20 protein-coding genes are annotated in these 19305 nt (G+C 74.5%); 9 read left to right on the plus strand and 11 right to left on the minus strand.

The window, feature by feature from the left end; genetic code table 11:
• Positions 1-7: 7 nt before the first annotated feature.
• Positions 8-778, minus strand: a complete 771-nt coding sequence (locus tag AB0C78_RS18130) for an SDR family NAD(P)-dependent oxidoreductase (protein WP_360748882.1) — start codon at positions 776-778, stop codon at positions 8-10.
• 19 nt (positions 779-797) lie between these two features.
• Positions 798-1382, minus strand: coding sequence for a hemerythrin domain-containing protein (locus AB0C78_RS18135; RefSeq protein WP_360748885.1), 585 nt, complete (start codon positions 1380-1382; stop codon positions 798-800).
• Positions 1383-1459: 77 nt separating this feature from the next.
• Between AB0C78_RS18135 and AB0C78_RS18140 the strand changes: the two genes are divergently transcribed.
• On the plus strand, positions 1460-2221 hold the full coding sequence (locus AB0C78_RS18140) for an SDR family oxidoreductase (protein ID WP_360748888.1): 762 nt from the start codon (positions 1460-1462) through the stop codon (positions 2219-2221).
• Between the two features lie 3 nt (positions 2222-2224).
• Here the strand turns inward: AB0C78_RS18140 and AB0C78_RS18145 are convergent, their stop codons facing one another.
• On the minus strand, positions 2225-2467 hold the full coding sequence (locus tag AB0C78_RS18145) for a winged helix-turn-helix domain-containing protein (RefSeq protein ID WP_360748891.1): 243 nt from the start codon (positions 2465-2467) through the stop codon (positions 2225-2227).
• A gap of 187 nt (positions 2468-2654) precedes the next feature.
• On the opposite strand from AB0C78_RS18145, the gene AB0C78_RS18150 reads away from it, so the two are divergent.
• The gene (locus AB0C78_RS18150; RefSeq protein WP_360748894.1) at positions 2655-2945 is read left to right on the plus strand and encodes a hypothetical protein; all 291 of its coding nucleotides are present in this window, start codon (positions 2655-2657) and stop codon (positions 2943-2945) included.
• Positions 2942-3070, plus strand: a complete 129-nt coding sequence (locus tag AB0C78_RS18155) for a hypothetical protein (protein ID WP_360748897.1) — start codon at positions 2942-2944, stop codon at positions 3068-3070. Before AB0C78_RS18150 ends, AB0C78_RS18155 begins: the two co-directional genes overlap by 4 nt.
• Positions 3071-3079: 9 nt before the next feature.
• Here AB0C78_RS18155 and AB0C78_RS18160 read toward each other — a convergent pair whose 3' ends face one another.
• Positions 3080-3649 (minus strand): TetR family transcriptional regulator, encoded by a 570-nt coding sequence (locus AB0C78_RS18160; RefSeq protein ID WP_360748900.1) that lies wholly within the window; start codon positions 3647-3649, stop codon positions 3080-3082.
• An 84-nt stretch (positions 3650-3733) separates the two neighbouring features.
• Here AB0C78_RS18160 and AB0C78_RS18165 point away from each other — a divergent pair, with 84 nt between their 5' ends.
• Both AB0C78_RS18165 and AB0C78_RS18170 read left to right on the plus strand, forming a co-directional pair.
• Positions 3734-4663 carry an NADP-dependent oxidoreductase gene (locus tag AB0C78_RS18165; RefSeq protein WP_360748903.1) on the plus strand — a complete coding sequence of 310 codons (930 nt, stop codon included), beginning with the start codon at positions 3734-3736 and terminating at the stop codon, positions 4661-4663.
• Positions 4664-4837: 174 nt separating this feature from the next.
• Positions 4838-5272, plus strand: a complete 435-nt coding sequence (locus tag AB0C78_RS18170) for a lamin tail domain-containing protein (protein ID WP_360748906.1) — start codon at positions 4838-4840, stop codon at positions 5270-5272.
• 71 nt (positions 5273-5343) lie between these two features.
• Here the strand turns inward: AB0C78_RS18170 and AB0C78_RS18175 are convergent, their stop codons facing one another.
• From AB0C78_RS18175 to AB0C78_RS18190, 4 genes are all read right to left on the minus strand, one after another.
• The gene (locus tag AB0C78_RS18175) at positions 5344-5715 is read right to left on the minus strand and encodes a hypothetical protein (RefSeq protein ID WP_360748909.1); all 372 of its coding nucleotides are present in this window, start codon (positions 5713-5715) and stop codon (positions 5344-5346) included.
• Between the two features lie 63 nt (positions 5716-5778).
• Complete coding sequence (locus AB0C78_RS18180) at positions 5779-8697, minus strand: AAA family ATPase (RefSeq protein ID WP_360748978.1); 2919 nt, start codon at positions 8695-8697, stop codon at positions 5779-5781.
• A 64-nt stretch (positions 8698-8761) separates the two neighbouring features.
• Positions 8762-9952, minus strand: a complete 1191-nt coding sequence (locus AB0C78_RS18185; protein ID WP_360748912.1) for a CoA transferase — start codon at positions 9950-9952, stop codon at positions 8762-8764.
• Positions 9949-10599: a GntR family transcriptional regulator gene (locus AB0C78_RS18190; RefSeq protein ID WP_360748915.1), complete on the minus strand. Its 651-nt coding sequence runs from the start codon at positions 10597-10599 to the stop codon at positions 9949-9951. Before AB0C78_RS18190 ends, AB0C78_RS18185 begins: the two co-directional genes overlap by 4 nt.
• Positions 10600-10622: 23 nt before the next feature.
• On the opposite strand from AB0C78_RS18190, the gene AB0C78_RS18195 reads away from it, so the two are divergent.
• Entirely contained in the window at positions 10623-11558 is a 936-nt protein-coding gene (locus AB0C78_RS18195) for a hydroxymethylglutaryl-CoA lyase (RefSeq protein ID WP_360748918.1), read from the plus strand.
• Between the two features lie 13 nt (positions 11559-11571).
• On the opposite strand, the gene AB0C78_RS18200 is transcribed toward AB0C78_RS18195, so the two are convergent.
• The gene (locus AB0C78_RS18200; RefSeq protein WP_360748921.1) at positions 11572-12762 is read right to left on the minus strand and encodes an MBL fold metallo-hydrolase; all 1191 of its coding nucleotides are present in this window, start codon (positions 12760-12762) and stop codon (positions 11572-11574) included.
• A gap of 296 nt (positions 12763-13058) precedes the next feature.
• Here AB0C78_RS18200 and AB0C78_RS18205 point away from each other — a divergent pair, with 296 nt between their 5' ends.
• From AB0C78_RS18205 to AB0C78_RS18215, 3 genes are all read left to right on the plus strand, one after another.
• Positions 13059-14594 carry an MFS transporter gene (locus tag AB0C78_RS18205; protein WP_360748924.1) on the plus strand — a complete coding sequence of 512 codons (1536 nt, stop codon included), beginning with the start codon at positions 13059-13061 and terminating at the stop codon, positions 14592-14594.
• A gap of 82 nt (positions 14595-14676) precedes the next feature.
• Entirely contained in the window at positions 14677-15651 is a 975-nt protein-coding gene (locus AB0C78_RS18210) for a helix-turn-helix domain-containing protein (RefSeq protein ID WP_360748927.1), read from the plus strand.
• Between the two features lie 85 nt (positions 15652-15736).
• Positions 15737-16339 (plus strand): cysteine hydrolase family protein, encoded by a 603-nt coding sequence (locus AB0C78_RS18215; protein ID WP_360748931.1) that lies wholly within the window; start codon positions 15737-15739, stop codon positions 16337-16339.
• A gap of 233 nt (positions 16340-16572) precedes the next feature.
• Here AB0C78_RS18215 and AB0C78_RS18220 read toward each other — a convergent pair whose 3' ends face one another.
• Positions 16573-18144: a metallophosphoesterase family protein gene (locus AB0C78_RS18220; RefSeq protein WP_360748934.1), complete on the minus strand. Its 1572-nt coding sequence runs from the start codon at positions 18142-18144 to the stop codon at positions 16573-16575.
• Between the two features lie 203 nt (positions 18145-18347).
• Entirely contained in the window at positions 18348-19292 is a 945-nt protein-coding gene (locus AB0C78_RS18225; protein ID WP_360748937.1) for a hypothetical protein, read from the minus strand.
• Positions 19293-19305: the final 13 nt, after the last annotated feature.

The following is a 19305-nucleotide window of genomic DNA, read 5'->3' on the forward strand; positions in this document are numbered from 1 at the left end:
CGCTCGGCTAGGTGCCCGGCTTGGACATCAGTGCGTGCATCCTCGCCTTGACCGGCTCCGGCATCGCCCGGGACGCCGTCGTCTGCACCTTGTTGCGCGCCGAACCGGTGACGACGTGGTCCTTGCCCGCCATCAGCGCCTCGTAGGCCTGCCGCGCCACGTCCGCCGGGTCGTCCTTGCCGGCCTTGCCGAGCCGGGTGCCGAGCACCCCGGCCCGCTCGAAGAAGTTCGTCCGCGTCGGGCCCGGCAGCAGCGCCGTCACGGTGACGCCGGTGCCGTGCAGCTCATGGCGCAGCGCCTCCGCGAACGAGTACAGGAACGCCTTGGACGCCGCGTACGTCGCGAGATACGGGCCGGGGGACGTCGCGGCGATCGACGACGTGAACAGCACCCGCCCCGACCCCCGCCGGACCATGTCGTTCAGGACCAGCTTCGCCAGGTGGACCGCCGACCGGACGTTCAGGTCGACGAGGTTCAGCTCGTCGGCGAGCGCGTTGTCGCGCGCGAAGTCGCCGCCGACCCCGACGCCCGCGTTGATCGCCACCGCGTCCAGGGGGCGCGTGCCCACGGCCGCGTACAGCTCCTCGACGCCCTGCGGCGTCGCAAGATCCACCCGGACGGGCGTCGCGTCCCCCACGGCCTCGGCCGCCGCCGTGATCTCCGCGTTCTCCGCCGCCATGATCACATGAAGGCCGTGCCGGGCGAACTCGTCCGCCAGCGCCCGCCCGATGCCGGTGGACGCCCCGGTGACCAGCGCCAGCCGCGTCGAGTCCGTCATGGCCCTTCCTCCTGGAACGTCAGTCCTGCCCGCGGCCGGTGATCTTGTCGCGGACCCGGTCGGCCGCCGCCACCGCCGGACCGGCGGCCTTGAGGATCCCGGGCTTCGGCGGGGTGTTCGGGTGCGGGCGCGTCGGCGCGCGCTTCTTGCCCTGCTCGAGCTTCTCGCCGAGCCGCTCCGCCCGCTCGTCGGTGATGACCTTGCGCAGCGCCGGCCACACCTCGGTCTCCTCGAAGGCGATGTGCGCGCGGCCGGCGGTGATGAGGTTCGCGAGCAGCTCCTCGAACCGCGGCTCGCCCGCGTCCAGCCCGATCAGCTCGTTCAGCACCTTCTTCGCCGCCTGCTCCTGCTCGACGGCGCGGTCGGCGAGCCGGTCGCCCTCGGTCAGCAGCTCGCGCACCGTCGGCCAGAAGTACTCCTCCTCGACCGCCTCGTGCTTGGACTCCTCGATGATGAGCCGCTCCACCATCTTCTTGCGCAGCCGCAGCCCGTCCTCGCCGCGGACGGACGCCGCCGACGCGTTGGCCGAGCCGGCCTCCAGCTCGGTGAGCATCTGCTTGACCTCGGTGTGGTCGTCCGCCAGCACCGTGAAGACGTCGGTCATCGCTACCTCCTCGAAACCCGTGTCCGGGTTTCCCTGCCCCCACGTCCCCCGCCAAACGCGGTGGTACGTTCCGATCCGTGGAGCTTTCCTACGTCGTGACCGGTGGCGGGCGCGGCATCGGCCGCGCGATCGCCGAACGCCTCCTCGCCGACGGCGGGCACGTGGTGGTCGTCGACCTGGACCCGTCCGCCGTGGACTGGGCGACCGGCCCGCGCGTCTCCGCTGTCGCCGGCGACGTGCGCGACGAGGCCGTCGCGGCGCGGGCGGCGGACGCCGCGCAGGCCATGGGCACCCTCAAGGGCTGGGTCAACAACGCCGCCGTCTTCCGCGACGCCGCCGTGGACGTGCCGGGGGCGCGCGAGGTCATCGACGCGGTGGCGCTGAACTTCGACCCCGCCGTAGTGGGGTCGCTCACCGCGATCCGCCGCTTCCTGGACGCGGGCACGGGCGGCGCGGTCGTGAACGTGTCATCGCACCAGGCGGCGCGTCCCGTCCGGGGATCGCTCACCTACGCGACGGCGAAGGCGGCCGTCGAGGGCTTCAGCCGCGCCCTCGCCGTGGACTACGGCCCGCGCGGCGTCCGCGTGAACGTCGTCGCGCTCGGCTCGATCACCACCGCCCGCTACGAGGCGTTCCTCGCGGGCCAGGACCCCGCGTCCGCCGCGCGGATCGAGGACCAGATGCGCGCCCTGCACCCGGTCGGCCGCGTCGGCCGCCCCGACGAGGTCGCCGCGACCGTCCGCTACCTGCTCTCGGACGAGGCGAGCTTCGTCAACGGCGCCGTCGTCCCCGTCGACGGCGGCCGCTCCGTCCAAGGCCACGACCCCGAAGAAGCCTGACCCTCAGTCGTCCGTCTCGACGACGAACGTGCCGCGCCCGACGACGCCGTGCACGAGGCCCTTTTCGTGAAGGATCTCCAGGGCGGCGACGACCGTCCGGCGGGATACGCCGAACTCGTCGGCGAGGTTGCGCGAACTGGGCACCCGGCGGCCGGGCGGGTACGTGCCCGCCGCTATCCGGGATTCGAGCACGTCCGCGACCTGCCGGTACAGCGGCGTCGCGCCATCGAGGTCGATCGCGTCCACGCCATCCCACGCTAGGCGACCTGGGACAATGCTCGTCCACTAGGTACCAATGTGATCCACATGGATCCGGACGAGACAACTAGGGTCCAATTTGCTTACGCTGTGTCCGCACATAGAAACGCCCCGTCCGGACGCGCGACCGTCCGGACGGGGCTGGGACCGACCGCCCTGAGGAGGCGAACGATCCATGACTCCCGATGCTAGAGCGCGGCTCGAAGCGCTGGGCACGGTGTTGCGCGCGCACGGGCTGCGGGCGCGGATGACCCTGGACGGACTGCACGTCGAGAACCCGGAGGCGCCGGGGTGCTGCGCGGCGCATCCGGCGGACGTGATCGGCGTGCGGGCGCGCGAGGAGGACGGCGGGCGGCCGTGGTTCTTCACCTCGTGGTGCCATCCGATCGCGGAGGCCGACCAGGTCTCGGACGCGGTGCTGGCGCTGAAATCGCTGCTGAACGGGGAGCCGGGGGTGGAGCTGTGAGCCTCATGGTCGTCGTGGCGGCGGTGCTCGGCTTCGTGGCCGGGGGCGTGGCCTTCCTGGGCGCGTCGGTCACGGCGCCGACCACGCGTCCGCGGTACCAGGGCAGGCATCGCGCCGGCTTTTGATTCGGCGGGTCAGCAGGAGGTGGCGGCCTCTTGGAGGTCGCTGAGCGTCCGGCGCGCGAGGTCGCCGAAGTCGTCGGCGTTGGCCGTGTCGCTCCAGCGCTCGAAGGCGATCTTCATGGCGAGCGCGCCGAGTTCCGCGGCCACGCGGGCGGTCAGTTCGGGGACGCCGCGCCGCCGGAGCGCCTCGACCGTCGCGGCGGTGAGGGCGAGGCCCTTCAGCGCCTCGCGTTCCTGCAGTTCGGGGTGGGTGGCGATCACCGCCCGGCGGCGGACGGCGAACTCGCGGCGGTCCGGCGTGAAGGCTTCGCGGCCGACCGCGTCCATGGCGTTCGCCACCGCTTCGAGCGGGGTCGCGGCCGCCGGTGCGGCGGCGATGCCCTGGGCGAGGAGCCCGGTCATCGTGTCCCTGCCGAAGAGGACTTCCCGCTTGTCGGGGAAGTAGCGGAAGAAGGTGCTCTTCGTCAGGCCGGCGCGCTGCGCGATGTCGATCACGGTCGTGTTCTCGTAGCCGCGCTCCGTGAAGAGGTCGAGGGCGGCGGCGGCGAGCCGCTGCGGTGCGTTGGGCTGCCAGCGGGCCATGCGAACAGTGTACGGCACTTGGTCCCATCACTCGTGTACAGTGATAAGACCAAGTCCCATCACCATCGCTCACGGAGGTCCGTCATGAGCCGAGCCGTCATCTACGAGACGTTCGGAGGTCCCGAGGTACTGGAGTTGCGCGACGTCCCCGAGCCGCACGCCGGCCCGGGCGAGGTCCGCGTCCGCGTGACGACCGTCGGGCTGAACCCGATGGACTGGCTGCTCGCCGCGCGGCCCGACGCGGCGGCGCGGTTCGGCATCACCCTGCCGTCCGGCTTCGGGTCCGACTTCGCGGGCGTGGTCGACGAGGTCGGCGACGGCGCCGCGGGTTTCGCCGCGGGCGACCGCGTCTACGGCGGCGCGGTGGGGAGGACCGCCGCCGACTTCCTCGTGATCAAGGTGCCGACGGCGTCGCCGGAGATGCTCTGGCACACGCCGGACGGCATCAGCGACGAGGTGGCGAGCACGCTTCCGGTGGCCGGATTGAGCGCCGCGGCCGCTCTCGCGGCGATCGATCTGGGGTCCGGCGACACCGTCCTGATCGGCGGCGCGGCGGGCGGCGTGGGCGTGTTCACCGTCCAGCTCGCGAAGCTCGCCGGCGCCACCGTGATCGGCACCGCCTCGGAGGGCACCTTCGACTTCCTGCGGCGGCTGGGCGCCGAGCCCGTGACGTACGGTCCCGGGCTGGCCGACCGGGTCAGGGCACTGGCCCCTGAGGGCGTGACCGCCGCGACCGACCTGTTCGGCACCGAGACGGCCGAGGCCGCGCTCGCGCTCGGCGTCCCGCCCGAGAGGATCTCCACGATCGCCGCGGGGCCGACCCCTCCCGGCGGCGTGCGCGCGACCGGCGGCTTCGACGCGCGGCCGGACGCCCTGGAGCGCATCACCGGCGCGATCCTCGCCGGCGAGCTCACCGTGCCGATCGCGGCGACGTTCCCGATCGAGAAGGTCCGCGACGCCGTGGCGCTGCAGGCCGGACGGCACGTCCACGGCAAGGTCGTGATCACGCTCTGACGCCGGGATTTCGGGCTTCACCAGGGAAAACACGGGGGGTGGGGACGCCTGAGGGGGCCGTGCGGTTGCCATCGGACCCACACATGGCCACACGCCCCCATGTGTCCGCGAATACCGGTACAAAGAGGCATTCGCTGATCGACGAAAGGGGTTCCCGGGGTGAAGAGGCGCGTTGTGACGGGGGTCGTGGCCATCGCCGGAGCGGTGGCGGCGGGGCTGCTGGCGGCGGCGCCGGCGGAGGCCGCGAGCCCGGTGCAGATCTACCGGGTCTACTTCGACTCGCCCGGCAAGGACACGGGGTCGAACGCGTCGCTGAACGCCGAGTGGGTGCAGCTGTACAACACCTCGGCGTCGTCGAAGCAGCTCAAGGGCGTCACGCTGCGCGACAAGTCCGGGCACACGTACAAGTTCGGCTCGTTCACCATCAAGGGGCACAAGTCGGTCTACGTGCACACCGGGCGGGGGACGAACACCGCGACGCACCGGTACTGGGGCTCGAAGTGGTACATCTGGAACAACACCGGTGACACCGCCTACCTCCGCTACCCGAGCGGCGCGCTGGCGGACTCCTGCAAGTGGGGCAGCAGCGGCTCGTCCAAGTACTGCTGACACCGGGTACCGCTGACACCGGCGGCCCGCCCGGACGCGCCGTCCGGGCGGGCCGTGCCGGTTCACCGGCGTCAGGCCATCGCCTTCATGTTGGCCTCGATCACCGCGGTGGTCTCCTGCAACCGGTCCGTCGGGCTGAACTCGATCACCTCGGCGCCGCCGAACATCAGCGGGACGTGGCCGGGTGCCGCGTAGTAGGCGTCACCGGCGTGGAAGACCTCGTCGCGGTCGGCGTACCGGAAGATGATCTGCCCCTTGACGACGACGCCCCAGTGCGGGCACTGGCAGCGGTCGTCGGGCAGCCCCTGGAACAGGGCGGCGGGGTCGAAGTCGGCCTTGTCCGTCTCGTAGGCGACGGTGCAGCCGCCCAGGTCCGCGACGCGGACCTCGATCATCGGCTCGTCCACGGCGATCGGCGTCTCCTGCTTGCTCGTCCTCGGCATGGCGGCCTCCTTTCTCCTCACCCCCAAGGCGTGAGAAGCGGCGGCACGGTGTGAGATCGGGGGTCACACCGTCCACTTCTCCGGCGGATCCGGGTCGTAGACGCAGAACGCGCCGGTGCGGACGGACCGGTCGAGGTGCCGGCCGAGCGCCGGGTCGTCGCGGGCGATGCGCCGGACCGCGCCCCGGATGCGGGACGTGACCGCGGTGCGGGCGCGCTCGGCGGCGGACCCGGTGCGGCGGACCCGTCCGCCCAGCCCGTACGCGCTGGCCAGCGCCTCCAGCAGGGCTTCGCGTTCGGCGGCGCGGTCGGGGTCGCCCTCCAGCTCCCGCAGCCGCTCCCGGTAGGCGGCGCGGGCGGTGGCGTCGAGGACCTCGCCGGTGTCGGACGGCTCGTGCAGCCCGCCCGTCCCCGGGTCCGGCTCCGATGCCCGGTCCGGCGACGTCGCGGTGGCGAGGTCGAGGGCGGCGATCTCCCGGCCCGGCTCGGCCAGGAGTCTCGCCAGGTCGCGGAGGCCCTTGCCGTCGCGGAGCCGGGTCTCGACGCCCCTGTACCGGACGGTCCAGAACTCGCCCTCGCGCCGGAACACCGAACCACCGCCCGGCCCGCCCGGCGCGCCGCCCGGCGGGCCGCCAGACCGGTCGTCCAGCAGGTCGAGGAAGTGCGCGACCGGGCCCCGGACGGCCGCGCCGAACCCCTCGACCGCGTACAGGTCCCGGTACGGGGCCAGCCGGTCGCGGACCCAGGACGCCACCGGATGCGGCCCGGCCAGCGCGACCGTCTCGGCGACCTGCGCCAGCGCGGGCAGCCATTCGGAGTCGCGCGGCATGCCGGGCAGCAGCGGCGCGACCGCGTCCAGCCCCGCGCGGGCCTCGCCGGTGCGGCCGAGCTGCGCGAGCAGCAGCGTCCGGCTGATCCGGGGCCACACCCCGTCGGGCTCCAGGGAGTCGAGCGCGGCGAGCATCCCCGCGAGCCCGTCGCGGTCGCCGAGCGCGGCGAGCAGGCACCAGCGCTGCGTCTGGACGAGCAGGGACGCGTTCGCGCTGCCGGCCCGGGCGCCGATCGTCTCCGCCTCGCCGAGCGCGAGGCGGCACTCGTCGTAGCGGCCCTCCCGCAGCGCCCACATGCCCCGCCACAGCGGGACGAGCCACAGGTAGCGCGGGTGGCGGAGGGCGGCGGCGGCCGCACCGAAGGCCAGCGCGTCCGCCTGCGCGTCGGCCATCGCGCCCGTCTCGAGGTGCGCGACGAACCGGAGCCGGCGGCCGAGCAGCTCAAGCGGCGCGTTCCGCAGCCCGGACGCCAGCTCGATGATCTCGGTGGCGTGCGCGCGGCGGTCCGCGCAGTGGTCCGGCCCCGCCTGGGCGTCGCACAGCGCGGCGAGGGCGGCGGCGAGCGCGGTCGCGTCCCCGGACGCGCGGGCCAGCCGGACGGCCTCGGTGGCGAGCGCGACCCGTCGCGGGTCCGGTTCGAGCAGCGACGACGCGACCGACAGCCGCGCGGTGACCAGCGCGGACAGGTCGGGCCGGGTGGCCGGCAGCGCGGCGCGGGCCTCGGCGAGCAGGTCGAGTTGCGCGCGGTCCAGCATGCCGACCTCGAAGCCGAGCGGGCCCGCGCCGAGGACGAGCGCGGCGCGGGCGAGCAGGTCGGGCCGGTCCGCGGCGCGGGCGAGGCCGGCGGCGCGGTCCACGGCGGCGCGCGCGCCGTCGCGGTCCCCGGCGGACAGCCGCGCGTCGCCGAGCCGGAGGAGGACCTCCGCGCGCCGGACGCCCGCGGTGCCGCCGGCGGCGCGCTCGTACCAGCGGGCCGCGTCCTCGAACGCGAGCCGCGCGGCGGCGTGGTCGCCCGCCGTGACCGCCCGGTCGGCGGCGGCGCCGGCGTGCGCGGGCCCGGCGAGCGCCAGGTGGTGCGCGATCTCGGCGGCGTCGGCGTCCTCGCCGAGCGACCGGGCCGCCTCGGCGTGCAGCGCCTCCCGCTCCCCGGCCGGGAGGCAGTCGTGGACGGCGTCGCGGATCAGCGTGTGCCGGAACCGGCCGCCGTCGAGCAGCCCGGCCGCGGCCGCCTCGGCCAGGGCGGCGCGCAGCTCGTCCGGCGGCAGGCCGGCGAGCCGGGCGAGGGCGCCGCGCGGCGGGTCCGCGCCGAGGACGGCGGCGGCCGCGAGCACGGCGCGGGTCCGGCCGGTGAGCCGCGCCGCCCGCGCGGTGACGATCGCGCGGACCGACGCGGGCACCGCGTCGCCGAGGGCGCCCGCCCCGCCCGCGGCCCCGTGCCGGATCAGCTCGGTGACCAGCAGGGGGTTGCCGCCGGTCCGGCGCATGATCGTCCGGACGGTGCCGGGCTCCGGGTCCGGGCCGGCCGCGGCGGCGAGCGCGGCGACGTCCCCGGCGGTGAACGGCTCCAGCGCGGTCCACGCGCCGGACTGCAGCAGCGCCGCCCAGACGTCCGCGCGGCCCCGCCAGGCGGTCTCGTCCTCGCGCGCGGTGGCCAGGACGGCGACCGGCATCCGGTGCAGCGCGGGCTCCAGGTCCGCCAGCAGCCGCAGCGAGGACGCGTCCGCGTCGTGCAGGTCGTCCAGGACGATCAGCAGCGGGGTGCGCGCGGACGCCGCCTCCAGCACGTCGGCCAGGTCGAGCGGCAGCCGCCACCGGACGGTCTCGGGGTCGCCGGCCGGGATCTCGCCGCCCGCGAGGAGCGCGTCGAGGTACGGGGACGTCCCGGCGCCGGCGAGCGCGCGGACGACCGTCGCCCACGGCCGCAGCGCCGCCGCGCGGGGCGGGCAGGCGGCCCACACGACGCGGAGGCCGCCCGCGCGGGCGGCGGCCTCCTGCGCCAGCCGGGTCTTGCCCATGCCGGGCTCGCCGGTGACGATCAGCAGCCCGCCGCGCGAGGCGCGCGCGCCGTCCAGCGCGGCGCCGATGTCCTCCAGGACCCCGCCGCGGCCGACGAAGCGTGGCAGCGCGCAGATGGCCGTTCCCCCGGTTCCCAGTCTCGCATCCCGCCGCCGTCGACGGGAGGGATGCCCGGTGGGACGCGGCCCATCCGCGCAGGTCTCAGATGGTGCCGGCCTCCCGCAGCGACGCGATCTCTCCGCCGGACAGGCCGAGGAGGCCGCCGTAGACCTCCGCGTTGTGCTGGCCGAGGGACGGGCCGAGCGTGCGGACCTCGCCCGGCGTGCCGGACAGCTTCGGGAACACGTTGTGCATGGGGAAGTCGCCGAAGTCCGGGTGCGCCATCCGGATGATCGCCTCGCGGGCCTTGTAGTGCGGGTCGGCGAGCATGTCCTTCGCGCGGTAGGTGAGCCCGGCCGGGATGCCGTTCTCGTGCAGCAGCTCCAGCAGCGCGTCGGAGCTCTGGCCCGCCGTCCAGGCGCCGATCAGCTCGTCCAGCTCCTCGGCGTTGGTGCCGCGCGCGCCGTGCGTGGCGTACCGCTCGTCGTCGCCGAGTTCGGGACGGCCCATCAGCGCGGCCAGCCGGCGCCAGATCGTGTCGCGGTTCGCGGCGATGAGGACGGGCCCGTCCAGCGTGGGGTAGACGTTGGACGGCGCGATGTTCGGCAGCACGGACCCGGTACGTTCCCGCTGGTAGCCCGCGATCTCCCACTCCGGGACGAGCGACTCCATCAGCGCGAGCACCGCCTCGTAGAGGGCCGAGTCGACGATCTGCCCGCGGCCGGTGCGGTGCCGGGCGTGCAGGGCGACGAGGGTGCCGAGCGCGGCGAACGTGCCGGCCAGCTCATCGCCCAGCGAGATGCCCGCCCGGGACGGCGGCTTGTCGGGGTCGCCGGTGACGTACCGGATGCCGCCCATCGCCTCGCCGATCGAGCCGAACCCGGCGCGCGGCGCGTACGGGCCGTCCTGCCCGTAGCCGGTGACGCGGGTGACGATCAGCCCAGGGTTCTCCCTCTGCAGGTCGGCGGGCGCGAGGCCCCAGCGCTCCAGGGTGCCGGGACGGAAGTTCTCCACCAGCACGTCCGCCTGCGCGATGATCTTCCGGGCGAGGGCCTGGCCCTCTCGCGTGCGCAGGTTCAGCGTGACCGACTTCTTGTTGCGGGCGAGGATCGGCCACCACAGCGACATGCCGTGCGGCTTCTCCCGGCCCCACTCGCGCATCGGGTCCCCGGACCCCGGCGGCTCGATCTTGACGACCTCGGCGCCGAAGTCGCCGAGCAGCTGCCCGCAGAACGGGCCGGCGAGCAGCTGACCCATCTCCACGACCCGGAGGTCTCCGAGCGCACCTGTCATCGTTCTTCCTCCGTCTCGTCCGCGCCGGTCAGGTTGGCCGCGGCGGCGCGGATGTGGGCGCGCATCACCGACTCGGCCCAGTCGGGGTCGCGGGCGGCCAGCGCGGCGACCAGCTCGCGGTGGTGGTTCATGCTGCGGGCCATCGCGCCGGCGTCGTACCGGCGGAACGTCCCGACGATCAGGGGGGCGTGCATGACCGACGTCAGCATCGCCGGGAGCCGCCGGTTGCGGGACGCGTCGATGACGGCGGCGTGGAACAGCGAGTTCAGCTGCGCGACGCGGGTGAAGTCGCCCGCGGCGACCGCCGCCTCCATCGCGTCGCACTGGCCGAGCAGGCCGGCGAGGACGTCCTCGCCGGGCGCCGTCCGGGCCGCGCGCGCGGCCGCGTAGGGCTCCAGCAGCGACCGCAGCTCGAAGATCTCCTCCAGGTCCCGCCGCGTCCACTGGACGACCCGCGCCCCGCGGTGCGGCAGGACCTCGACGAGCCCGTCCGCGCCGAGCCGCTGCAGCGCCTCGCGGACGGGCGTGCGCGACAGCCCCAGCGTCTCGGCCAGCTCCGCCTCGCCGAGCCGGCTGCCCGCCGCCGCCTCGCCGGACAGGATCATCCGGCGGACCGCGTCGTACGCCGCGTCGGTCGCCCGCGCCATCGCGCCTCCCTCGCTGTGATTGCATGCAATATAGTCACATCAGGGTCAAAACTCGCAAGCCGGAGGCAAAGTTGCATACAACAGTCCTCGAAGTGGGCCCCCGCGACGGGCTGCAGAACGAAGACCGCGTCCTCGCCCCGGACGACCGGATCGCCTTCATCGCCCGCTGCGTGGACGCGGGCGCCCGCCGCATCGAGGCCGTCTCGTTCGTCAACCCCAAGCGCGTCCCGCAGATGGCGGGCGCCGAGGAGGTCATGGCGGGCGTCCCGCGCCGCGACGGCGTCTCCTACAGCGGGCTCGTCCTCAACCGGCGCGGCCTCGACCGCGCCCTCGACGCCGGGGTCGACGAGGTGAACGTCGTGCTCGTCGCGTCCGACACGTTCTCCGTGCGCAACCAGGGCAGCACCATGGCCGAGATGCTGGACGCCTGGGACGGCATCGCCGCCGCCGCGCACGACGCGGGCGTCCCCGCCGGGGTCACGATCGCGGTCGCGTTCGGCTGCCCCTTCGAGGGCGAGACGCCGCCGGAGCGCGTCGCCGAGATCGCGCGCCGCGCGCACGCCGCCGGCGCCTTCGAGATCGCGATCGCCGACACGATCGGCGTCGGCGTCCCGGCGCAGGTCCGCGACCTGACCGCGCGCGTCCGCGAGGCCGCCCCCGGCACGCCGCTGCGGTTCCACTTCCACAACACCCGCAACACCGGCTACGCCAACGCGCTCACCGCCGTCGACCTCGGCGTCACCACCCTCGACGCGAGCACCGGCGGCTTCGGCGGCTGCCCGTTCGCGCCCGCCGCCACCGGCAACGTCGCGACCGAGGACCTCCTCTACGCCCTCCACCGCTCCGGCGTCGAGACCGGCATCGACATGGCGGCCGTCGCCGAGACGGGGGCCTGGCTCGCCGACCTTCTCGGCAAGCCCGCCCCCGCCCTGATCGGCCGCGCCGGCGGCTACCCCTGACGCCCGTCCCGGGTCAGCGGCGGGCCTTGGCGACGGGGAAGCGGGCGAGGTCCGTGCCGAGCGTGATCCGGCCCCGGTAGCGGGCCTTGCGGGCGCTGCGGTCGGCGGCCTTCTGCCAGGCCGCGTCCGACAGGACCGCCGGGTCCGCCGGCGTTATGTGGCTGATCACGACGTGCCGGGCGTCCGCCTCGACGCCGACCGCGCCCAGCTCGCCCACCTCCGTGTGGACGGCGCCGATGTGCTCCACGACCGCGGGCGGGTAGCCGATCGCGGCGACCGCGTCCCGGTGGAAGGCCTCGTGGACGAGGACGTCGGCGCCCGCCGCCAGCCGCGGGACGTTCGGCGTGCGGGCCGTGTCGCCGGAGAAGACGATGACGCCGTCCTCCGTCTCGATCCGGTACGCGAGCGCCGGGAACACCGGGCCGTGCGGGACGAGGATCGCGGTGACCTTCAGGTCGTCGTTCTCCATCACCGGGAACGGATCCATGCGCGGCGCCGTGTTCGACGCGCTCGCCCCGGCCGACGCGGGCGGCTGGATCTCGTGGACCCGGACGTAGTCCGCCGGGTCGCTGCCCATGTGCTCGGCGATGAAGCCGTTCGTGGAGTAGGCGAACGCCGCGTTCGACAGCCGCAGCAGCGCCGCGACGCCGGGGACGGGATCGTCCGCGCCGACCCAGTGGGAGCCGGGCGGCGGGCCGTCCGGCAGCCGTCCCGCCGAGCCCGGCCCGTACACCTCGATCGGCTTCTGGAATCCCTGCTTGCCCACCACACCGGCGCTGAGCAGCGGGAACGAGAACAGGTCCACGGTGTGGTCGGCGTGCAGATGCGTCACGAAGATCCCCGCGAGGGACGGCATCGACAGCCCGGCCCGCATGAACTGGGTGACGGCCCCGCGCCCGGCGTCGATCACGTAGGTGCGGCCGTTGACGACCAGCGCGGACGCGATGCCGGTCCGGGCGGCGAGCGGCGGCGGCCCGCCCGCGGTGCCGAGCAGGACGAGCTCCGTGCCGCGATGGCCGGGCTGCCGCCCGCCGGGCGCGGCCTGCGCGGCAGGTGCGGCGAGGCCCGCGAGCGCCGCAGCGCCGCCGCCGAGAACGGCGGCCCGGAGGACCGTCCGTCGCCCGGCGGCGCGGGGAGCCGGGGCGGCTCCTTCGGAGGGGTGTTCGGCGGGGTGTTCAGCGGGGTGGGATGCGCAGGTGCACACGGGTACCAACCTTCGGCCGACGGATGCTGCCCGGCGTGGTGCGTTCGCTCAGGTCAGGGGGATCCACCAAAGGAAGCAGAGGCCGCGGGCGCGCCACCAGACCGCGGGTGATCGTTATTCCGGATGCCCGCCATCGACGGGATGGATGGCTTCGCGCCCCCGGCCCCCGGCGACGCCGGGCATCCGCCGCACGGATGATCGGCATCCAGCGAATCTATTTCTCAAATCAGGCCGCCCGTCGCCACATTAGGGGCCACTGCGGAGCGGAGAACCGCTCCCCACCAAGGAGCACCCCTGTGAACCCACCCTCACGGCGTTCCGGCGGCGGGACGCTCGCCGCCGCCTGCCTGGCGATCATGGTGTCGCAGATCGCCAACGTCGTCCCGGCGCCCATCAACGGCACCATCCAGGAGTCCCTCGGCGCCGACGGCGTCGCGCTCGCCTGGGTGACCTCGGCGTTCCTGCTGCCGACCGCCATCCTCGAGCTGTCCTTCGGCGTGCTCGGCGACCTGCTCGGACGGCGCCGCGTCCTCATCGGCGGCACCGCCGTCCTCGCCGCCGGCGCGCTGGTCTCCGGGTCCGCGCACAGCGTCCACCAGCTCTGGGCCGGGCAGGCGCTCGCCGGCATCGGCGCGGGCGCGCTCATCCCGACCTCGCTCGCCATCGCCGTCGCCGGCGCGGCCACCGCCGAGCAGCGCTCGCGCGGCGTCGCCACCTGGACGCTCAGCATGTCGCTCGGCACCATGCTCGGCGTCGTCGTCAGCGGGGCGCTCGCCGAGAACGTCTCCTGGCACGCGTCCTTCTACCTCGTCGCGCCGCTCGCGCTGCTGAGCCTCGCGGTGACGGCCCTGTTCGCGCGCGAGTCGAAGTCGCCCGAGGGACGCTCGCTGGACTGGCCTGGCCAGGCGGCCGTCGCCGTCGGCATGTTCGCGCTGCTCTACGGGATCGTCGAGGGCGCCGGGGTCTCCTGGACGTCGCCGAAGACCCTCGTCGCGCTGGTCGCCGGCGTCGCCGGGCTCGTCGCGTTCGTCCTGATCGAACGGCGGGTCGCCGCGCCGATGCTGCACCTCGCCGTGTTCCGCGTCCCGGCGTTCTCCGCCGCCGCGGGCGCCGCCGTCATCGGCATGTTCTCCTTCCTCGGCAGCGTCTACGCGCTGAGCATCCGGATCGGCGCGCTGCAGCACAAGACCGGCATCCACGCCGCGGTGTTCTTCGTCATCCTGCAGGGCGTGCCGTGCCTGCTCGGCCCCGTCCTGCCGCGCATGATGCGGCGGTTCGGCGCGCGGCGCCTCGTCACCGGCGGCCTGCTCCTGCTGTCGGCCGGCGAGTTCTGGCTCGCGGCGCTGCCCGTCGGGAACGCGTCCCTCGCCGTCCACGTCGGGCCGCTGCTGCTGGAGGGCATCGGCTTCCTGTTCATCGTGTCGGCGATGACGTCCGCGGCGATCGACGCGGTGCCGCTGTCCTACACGGGGATGGCGAGCGCGGCCATCAGCACCGCCCGCGACTTCGGCATGTGCGTCGGCCCGTCCATCGTCAGCGCGGTCGCGCTCAGCGCCGCCACCGGCGCCCTGCCCGGCCGGCTCGCGTCGGCGGGGACGCCCGCGCCGCAGGTCGCCGCCGCGACCGCCGCCGCCGACAAGGGCGGCCCGTTCGCCGTCCTCGGCATCCCGGGGCCGCCCGCCGAGGCCGCCCTCAACGCGCTGGCGCACGGCTTCTCCGTCGGCCTCGTGCTGTGCGCGGCCGCGTCGCTGCTCGCCGCGCTGGCCACCGCGCTCTGGCTCCGCGAGTCCAGCGAGCGCGCCGTGCTCGCCGAGGTCCCCGCCGCCGCCTGAGCGGGACGGGCGCGGTCCCGATGGCCGGATATGCCAGAACCTGGTCATGGCGGTCATCGGGCACGCCCGCGACAATGGAGGCATGTCCGCTTCGCACCGTGTCGTCATCGCCGTGTTCCCCGACGTCGACCTCCTCGACGTCACCGGGCCCGCGGAGGTCTTCGCGGTCGCGAACCGGGAGATGTCCGGCGGCACGCCCTACCGGGTGCTGCTCGCCGGGCCGGACGGCGGCCAGGTGCGCACCAGCGCCGGCGTCCGGCTCGCCACCGACCTGACGTTCGAGCAGGTCGGCGACCGGGTCGACACCCTCGTGGTGCCCGGCGCCGTGGACCGCGCCGGCGCGCCGGTGATCGACCCGGACCTGGTCCGCTGGATCGTCGGCACCGCCCGGCACGCCCGCCGCGTCGCGTCCGTCTGCGTCGGCGCGCACCTGCTCGCGGCGGCCGGCCTGCTGGCGGGCCGGACCGCCACGACGCACTGGGCCACCGCCGACCGGCTCGCCGCCGACCACCCCGACGTCGTCGTGGACCCCGACCCGATCTACGTCCGGTCCGGGAACGTGTGGACGGGCGCCGGGATCAGCGCGTGCATGGACCTCGCGCTCGCCCTCGTCGCCGAGGACCACGGCGAGCGCCTCGCGCTGAAGGTCGCGCGGCAGCTCGTCATGTACCTCAAGCGGCAGGGCGGGCAGAGCCAGTTCAGCGTCCCGCTGTGGCAGGCGCCCGCCGAGCGCCGCGACATCGACGAGCTGCGCGCGTGGATCACCGCGAACCCGTCCGCGGACCTGTCGGCGGCGGCGCTCGCCGACCGGATGTGCCTCAGCGAGCGGCACTTCACCCGCGTCTTCCGCCGCGAGACCGGCGCCACCCCGGCGGCGTTCGTCGAGGCGGCGCGGGTGGAGGCGGCGCGCCGGCTGCTGGAGGGCACCGACGAGCCGCTCGACCGGGTCGCCGCCGCGTGCGGCCTCGGCTCGGTGGAGACGCTGCACCGGGCGTTCAGGCGGCGCCTCGGCACGACCCCGGCGGCCTACCGGCGGCGGTTCCGCACCGCCGCCTGACCTCCCCTTCTCCGCGTACCGGCCGGTCAGGCCGGTGCCCGGCCCTGCCCGGATTCCGATTCCCCGAACGCTCCAGGAGGACGAGATGACCGTTTCGACGACCCTGCGCGACGTGATCGGCCTGGACGGCGCGCCGCCCGCGCTGTCCACCGCCACCCTGATCATGATCGACTTCCAGAACACCTACCGGACCGGCGTCATGGCGCTGCCCGGCGCCGACCGGGCGCTGGAGGCCGCGTCCCGGCTGCTCGACCGCGCCCGCGCCGCCGGGACGCCGGTGGTGCACGTCGTCAACGACGGCGGTGAGGGCAGCCCGTACGACATCCGCGCCGAGATCGGGCGGATCGCCGACCCCGTCGCGCCCCGCGACGGCGAGACGGTCGTCGTGAAGGGGTTCCCGAACTCGTTCCACGACACGGATCTGCTCGACGTGCTGCGCCGCCTCGACGCCGGGCCCGACCTGATCCTGGCCGGTTTCATGACCCACATGTGCGTCCAGTTCACCGCCCAGGGCGCCTTCAACCTCGGCTACCGGCCGACCGTCGTCGCGGAGGCGTGCGCGACGCGTCCGCTGGCGGGCCCGGACGGCGCGCCGATCGCGGCGGACGCCCTGCACGCCGCGGCCCTCACCACGATCGGCGACCTGTTCGGCCTGGTCGCCCCCCGCGTGACCGACCTGCCCGCCTGACCCGTGCCGTCGCGCCGGCCCGTCCCGCCGGGGACGGGCCGCCGGTGCGGAGGCCCCCGGCGCGCGGGGCGGCACGGCGCGTGGCGCGGGGGCGGGCCCAGGCGGAGCGGGCGCCCGGGCCTGTGGTGCGGGGGCCTAGCCCGGGCGGAGCGGGCGCCCGGGCGCGTGGTGCGGGGGCCTAGCCCGGGCGGAGCGGACGCCCGGGCGCGTGGGGGCGCTGAGACCGGACGGCCTCAGGCGCGCGAGGGGCGGGCGATCGTGAAGCGGTCGACCTCGGTGCCGTTCTCGGCCAGCGCCCGCACGGACAGCGTCGAGGTCCGGCCGCGCGGCGCCGGCGTCACGTCCACGCGGATGAACGAGTAGCCGGTGAACCGCACCCGCGACCACTGCACCGTCTCCGGCACCTTGTTGCCGCCCTTGTCCCACACGTAGGTGGCCACGGAGTCGAGCGGCTTCTCGTTGCCCTCGTAGGAGTCCGGCACCGGGAAGCTGTAGAGGCTCCTGCCCGCGCCGCCCGCCGTCACGTACACGACGCCGTCGCTCTCCGGACGGGCCGTGCCGCCGATCGGCACCTGCCTGCCGACCGCGTTGCCCTTGATGGCGTCGGTGCGCTCGTAGACGTGGTTGTGGCCGTTCACCACCAGGTCGACCTGGTACTTCTCGAACAGCGGCACCCACGCGTCGCGCGCGCCGCCCTCCGAGGCGTGCTGGTTCGTCGTGGAGAACGCGCAGTGGTGGAAGAACACCACGATGAAGTCGATGCCGCGCCGCGCCCGCAGCGACTTGAGCTGCGCCTCCAGCCACGCCGTCTGCTTGCCCTTGGAGAGGCCCTGGTTCGCGGGGATCTCGTAGGAGACGTCGTTGGCGTCCAGCGAGATGACGGCGGTGTTGCCGTAGACGAACGTGTACACGCCCGGCAGGTTCTTCGGGTCTGGACCGTTCCCGGGAAGCTGGAACCGGGCCTCCTCGCCGCCGTACCCGTTGGGCGAGAACCAGGCCTCCATGTCGTGGTTGCCGTACCCGACCATCCACGGCACCTGCTTGGCGACCGTCTCGGTCTGGGCGAGGAACTGGTCCCACGTCCGCACGTCGAAGCTGTCGCCGGCCTGGCCCGACCCGGACGGGTCGGCGTAGCAGATGTCACCCGCGTGCAGGTGGAACGCGGGGTTCTGGCCGAGGATCAGGCTGTCGTTCGCGAGCGCGTGGTAGCTGACGCCCTGGTCGCCGAACGCCGTGAAGGTGAACTTCGACGACCGCGCTGGGGCGGTGGTGAACGTCCCGATAGTCCCGGCGAGGTGGGAGCTCGCGGGGTCGAAGCCGTCGTGCCCGACGCCGTAGTAGTAGGTGGTGCCGGGGTGCAGCCGGTCGAGCTGTACGTGCAGGTAGTACTGCGTGTAATCGGGGCTCGACCCGACTCCGGCCGGGGTGTGGAGGCTGCGGACCTCCGCCTGGATGCGCTGCGAGAGGTTCCACGGGTGCGTGCCGATGCGCAGGAACGGCTTCTTCACCGGGACGGGGACCTGCCAGGACACGGTCATCTGCGTCCGCGGGTCGGCGCCGAACGCCAGGTGCCGGCCGATCGGCGCGACGAGCGAGCCGTCGACCTGCTCGGGGGACGGGGCGAGGAGCCGCGGGGCGGCCGGGGCCGCCGCGTTGGCGTTGCCGGTGAGCAGGCCGCCGGCGGCGAGGGAGCCGGCGGCGACCGCGCCGCCGCGCAGCAGGCCGCGGCGGGAGAACTTCGAGTGGAGGTATTCGTGCTGCTCGGCCATGCTCATGCGCTCGGCGAGCCGCTGGGGGATGCCCATGCGAGGAGTGTTCACGTTCGTTAGGGTGACGAACGATGCGTGCGCGCGGGCGTACACGACATGAACGCAGGGCGTACGGCCTCCGGCGAAAGGATCACCGTTACATGGAGGCCAGGACGTAGGTCCAGAAGACGATCTGGATCGTCAGGATGGCGGCGCCGAGAATGGTGATCCCGGGCGGCATCCGGTGGGCGGGGCGGGGGTCAGCTCGCCTGGGGTACCAGGGAGAGCCCGGCCCTGCGGGCCCGTTCGACGCTGTCATGGAGGGCCTCCTCGATCTGCCGCGCCCGCTCGGCCAGGTCGTCGATCTCGGCGATGGCCAGGTCGTCGCGGACCGTGCGGGCCAGCAGGTCGCGGTAGTCGTCGGTGTCCTCGGCCAGGTTTCGGAGGGCGCGCAGTTCGAGCAGCGCCTGGTCGGCGGCCCGTGTGCGCGCGGCGTAGCGTTCGAGCGCCTCGACGCGCTTGGTGACCGACTCGGCCGCGAGGTTCAGCGCCTTGCGCTGGGGGCGCAGCGCCTCGACGACGCGCGGCGTGCTCAGCCCCATCGTCTTCTGCTCCAGCTCGGCGTTCAGCCGGGACAGCTCGGCGAGCGTCCGCGCGACGTCCCAGAGCTGCCGGGGCAGGGTCACCGTGTTCCGCACCTCGTCCAGCAGGCCCTCCCGGTTCACCTCGGACCCGATCACCCCGGCGACGGCCGCCTGCGCGCGGTCGAGAAGGGCGAGCGCGGGGCCGTCGAGTTCCTCGGGACGGACGTAGCCGCCGGTGTGGCGGCGGATCAGTTTCGGCAGTTCCGGCTCGCCCGACCGGACGAGGACGACGATGAAGGCGATGACCTGCAGCGGGACGCCCCACAGGAGGTTGAAGGCGAGCCCGTAGGAGCCCCAGACGGCGATGGGGGCGATGACCGCGGCCTCCGCGGCGACGCCGACGATCTTCGCCCGTTTCCCGTACTGCCAGCAGGCGAGGACGGGCAGGTAGACCCAGATCGGCGCCTGCGACGCGGCCAGCACGGCCGTCGAGAGGCCCCGCCCGCCGAAGCGCGGGCGGGGCGGCGGCGTGGACGGACGCGGCAGCAGCCGCGCGTTGGCCGCGAGGACCTCGCGCGCCCCGTCGGGGATGTCCGGATCGAGCACCACTCGTGGCGTCACACGGAGATCCTCC

The organism is Actinomadura sp. NPDC048394, from assembly GCF_040651755.1.
Lineage (GTDB): Bacteria > Actinomycetota > Actinomycetes > Streptosporangiales > Streptosporangiaceae > Spirillospora > Spirillospora montaniterrae.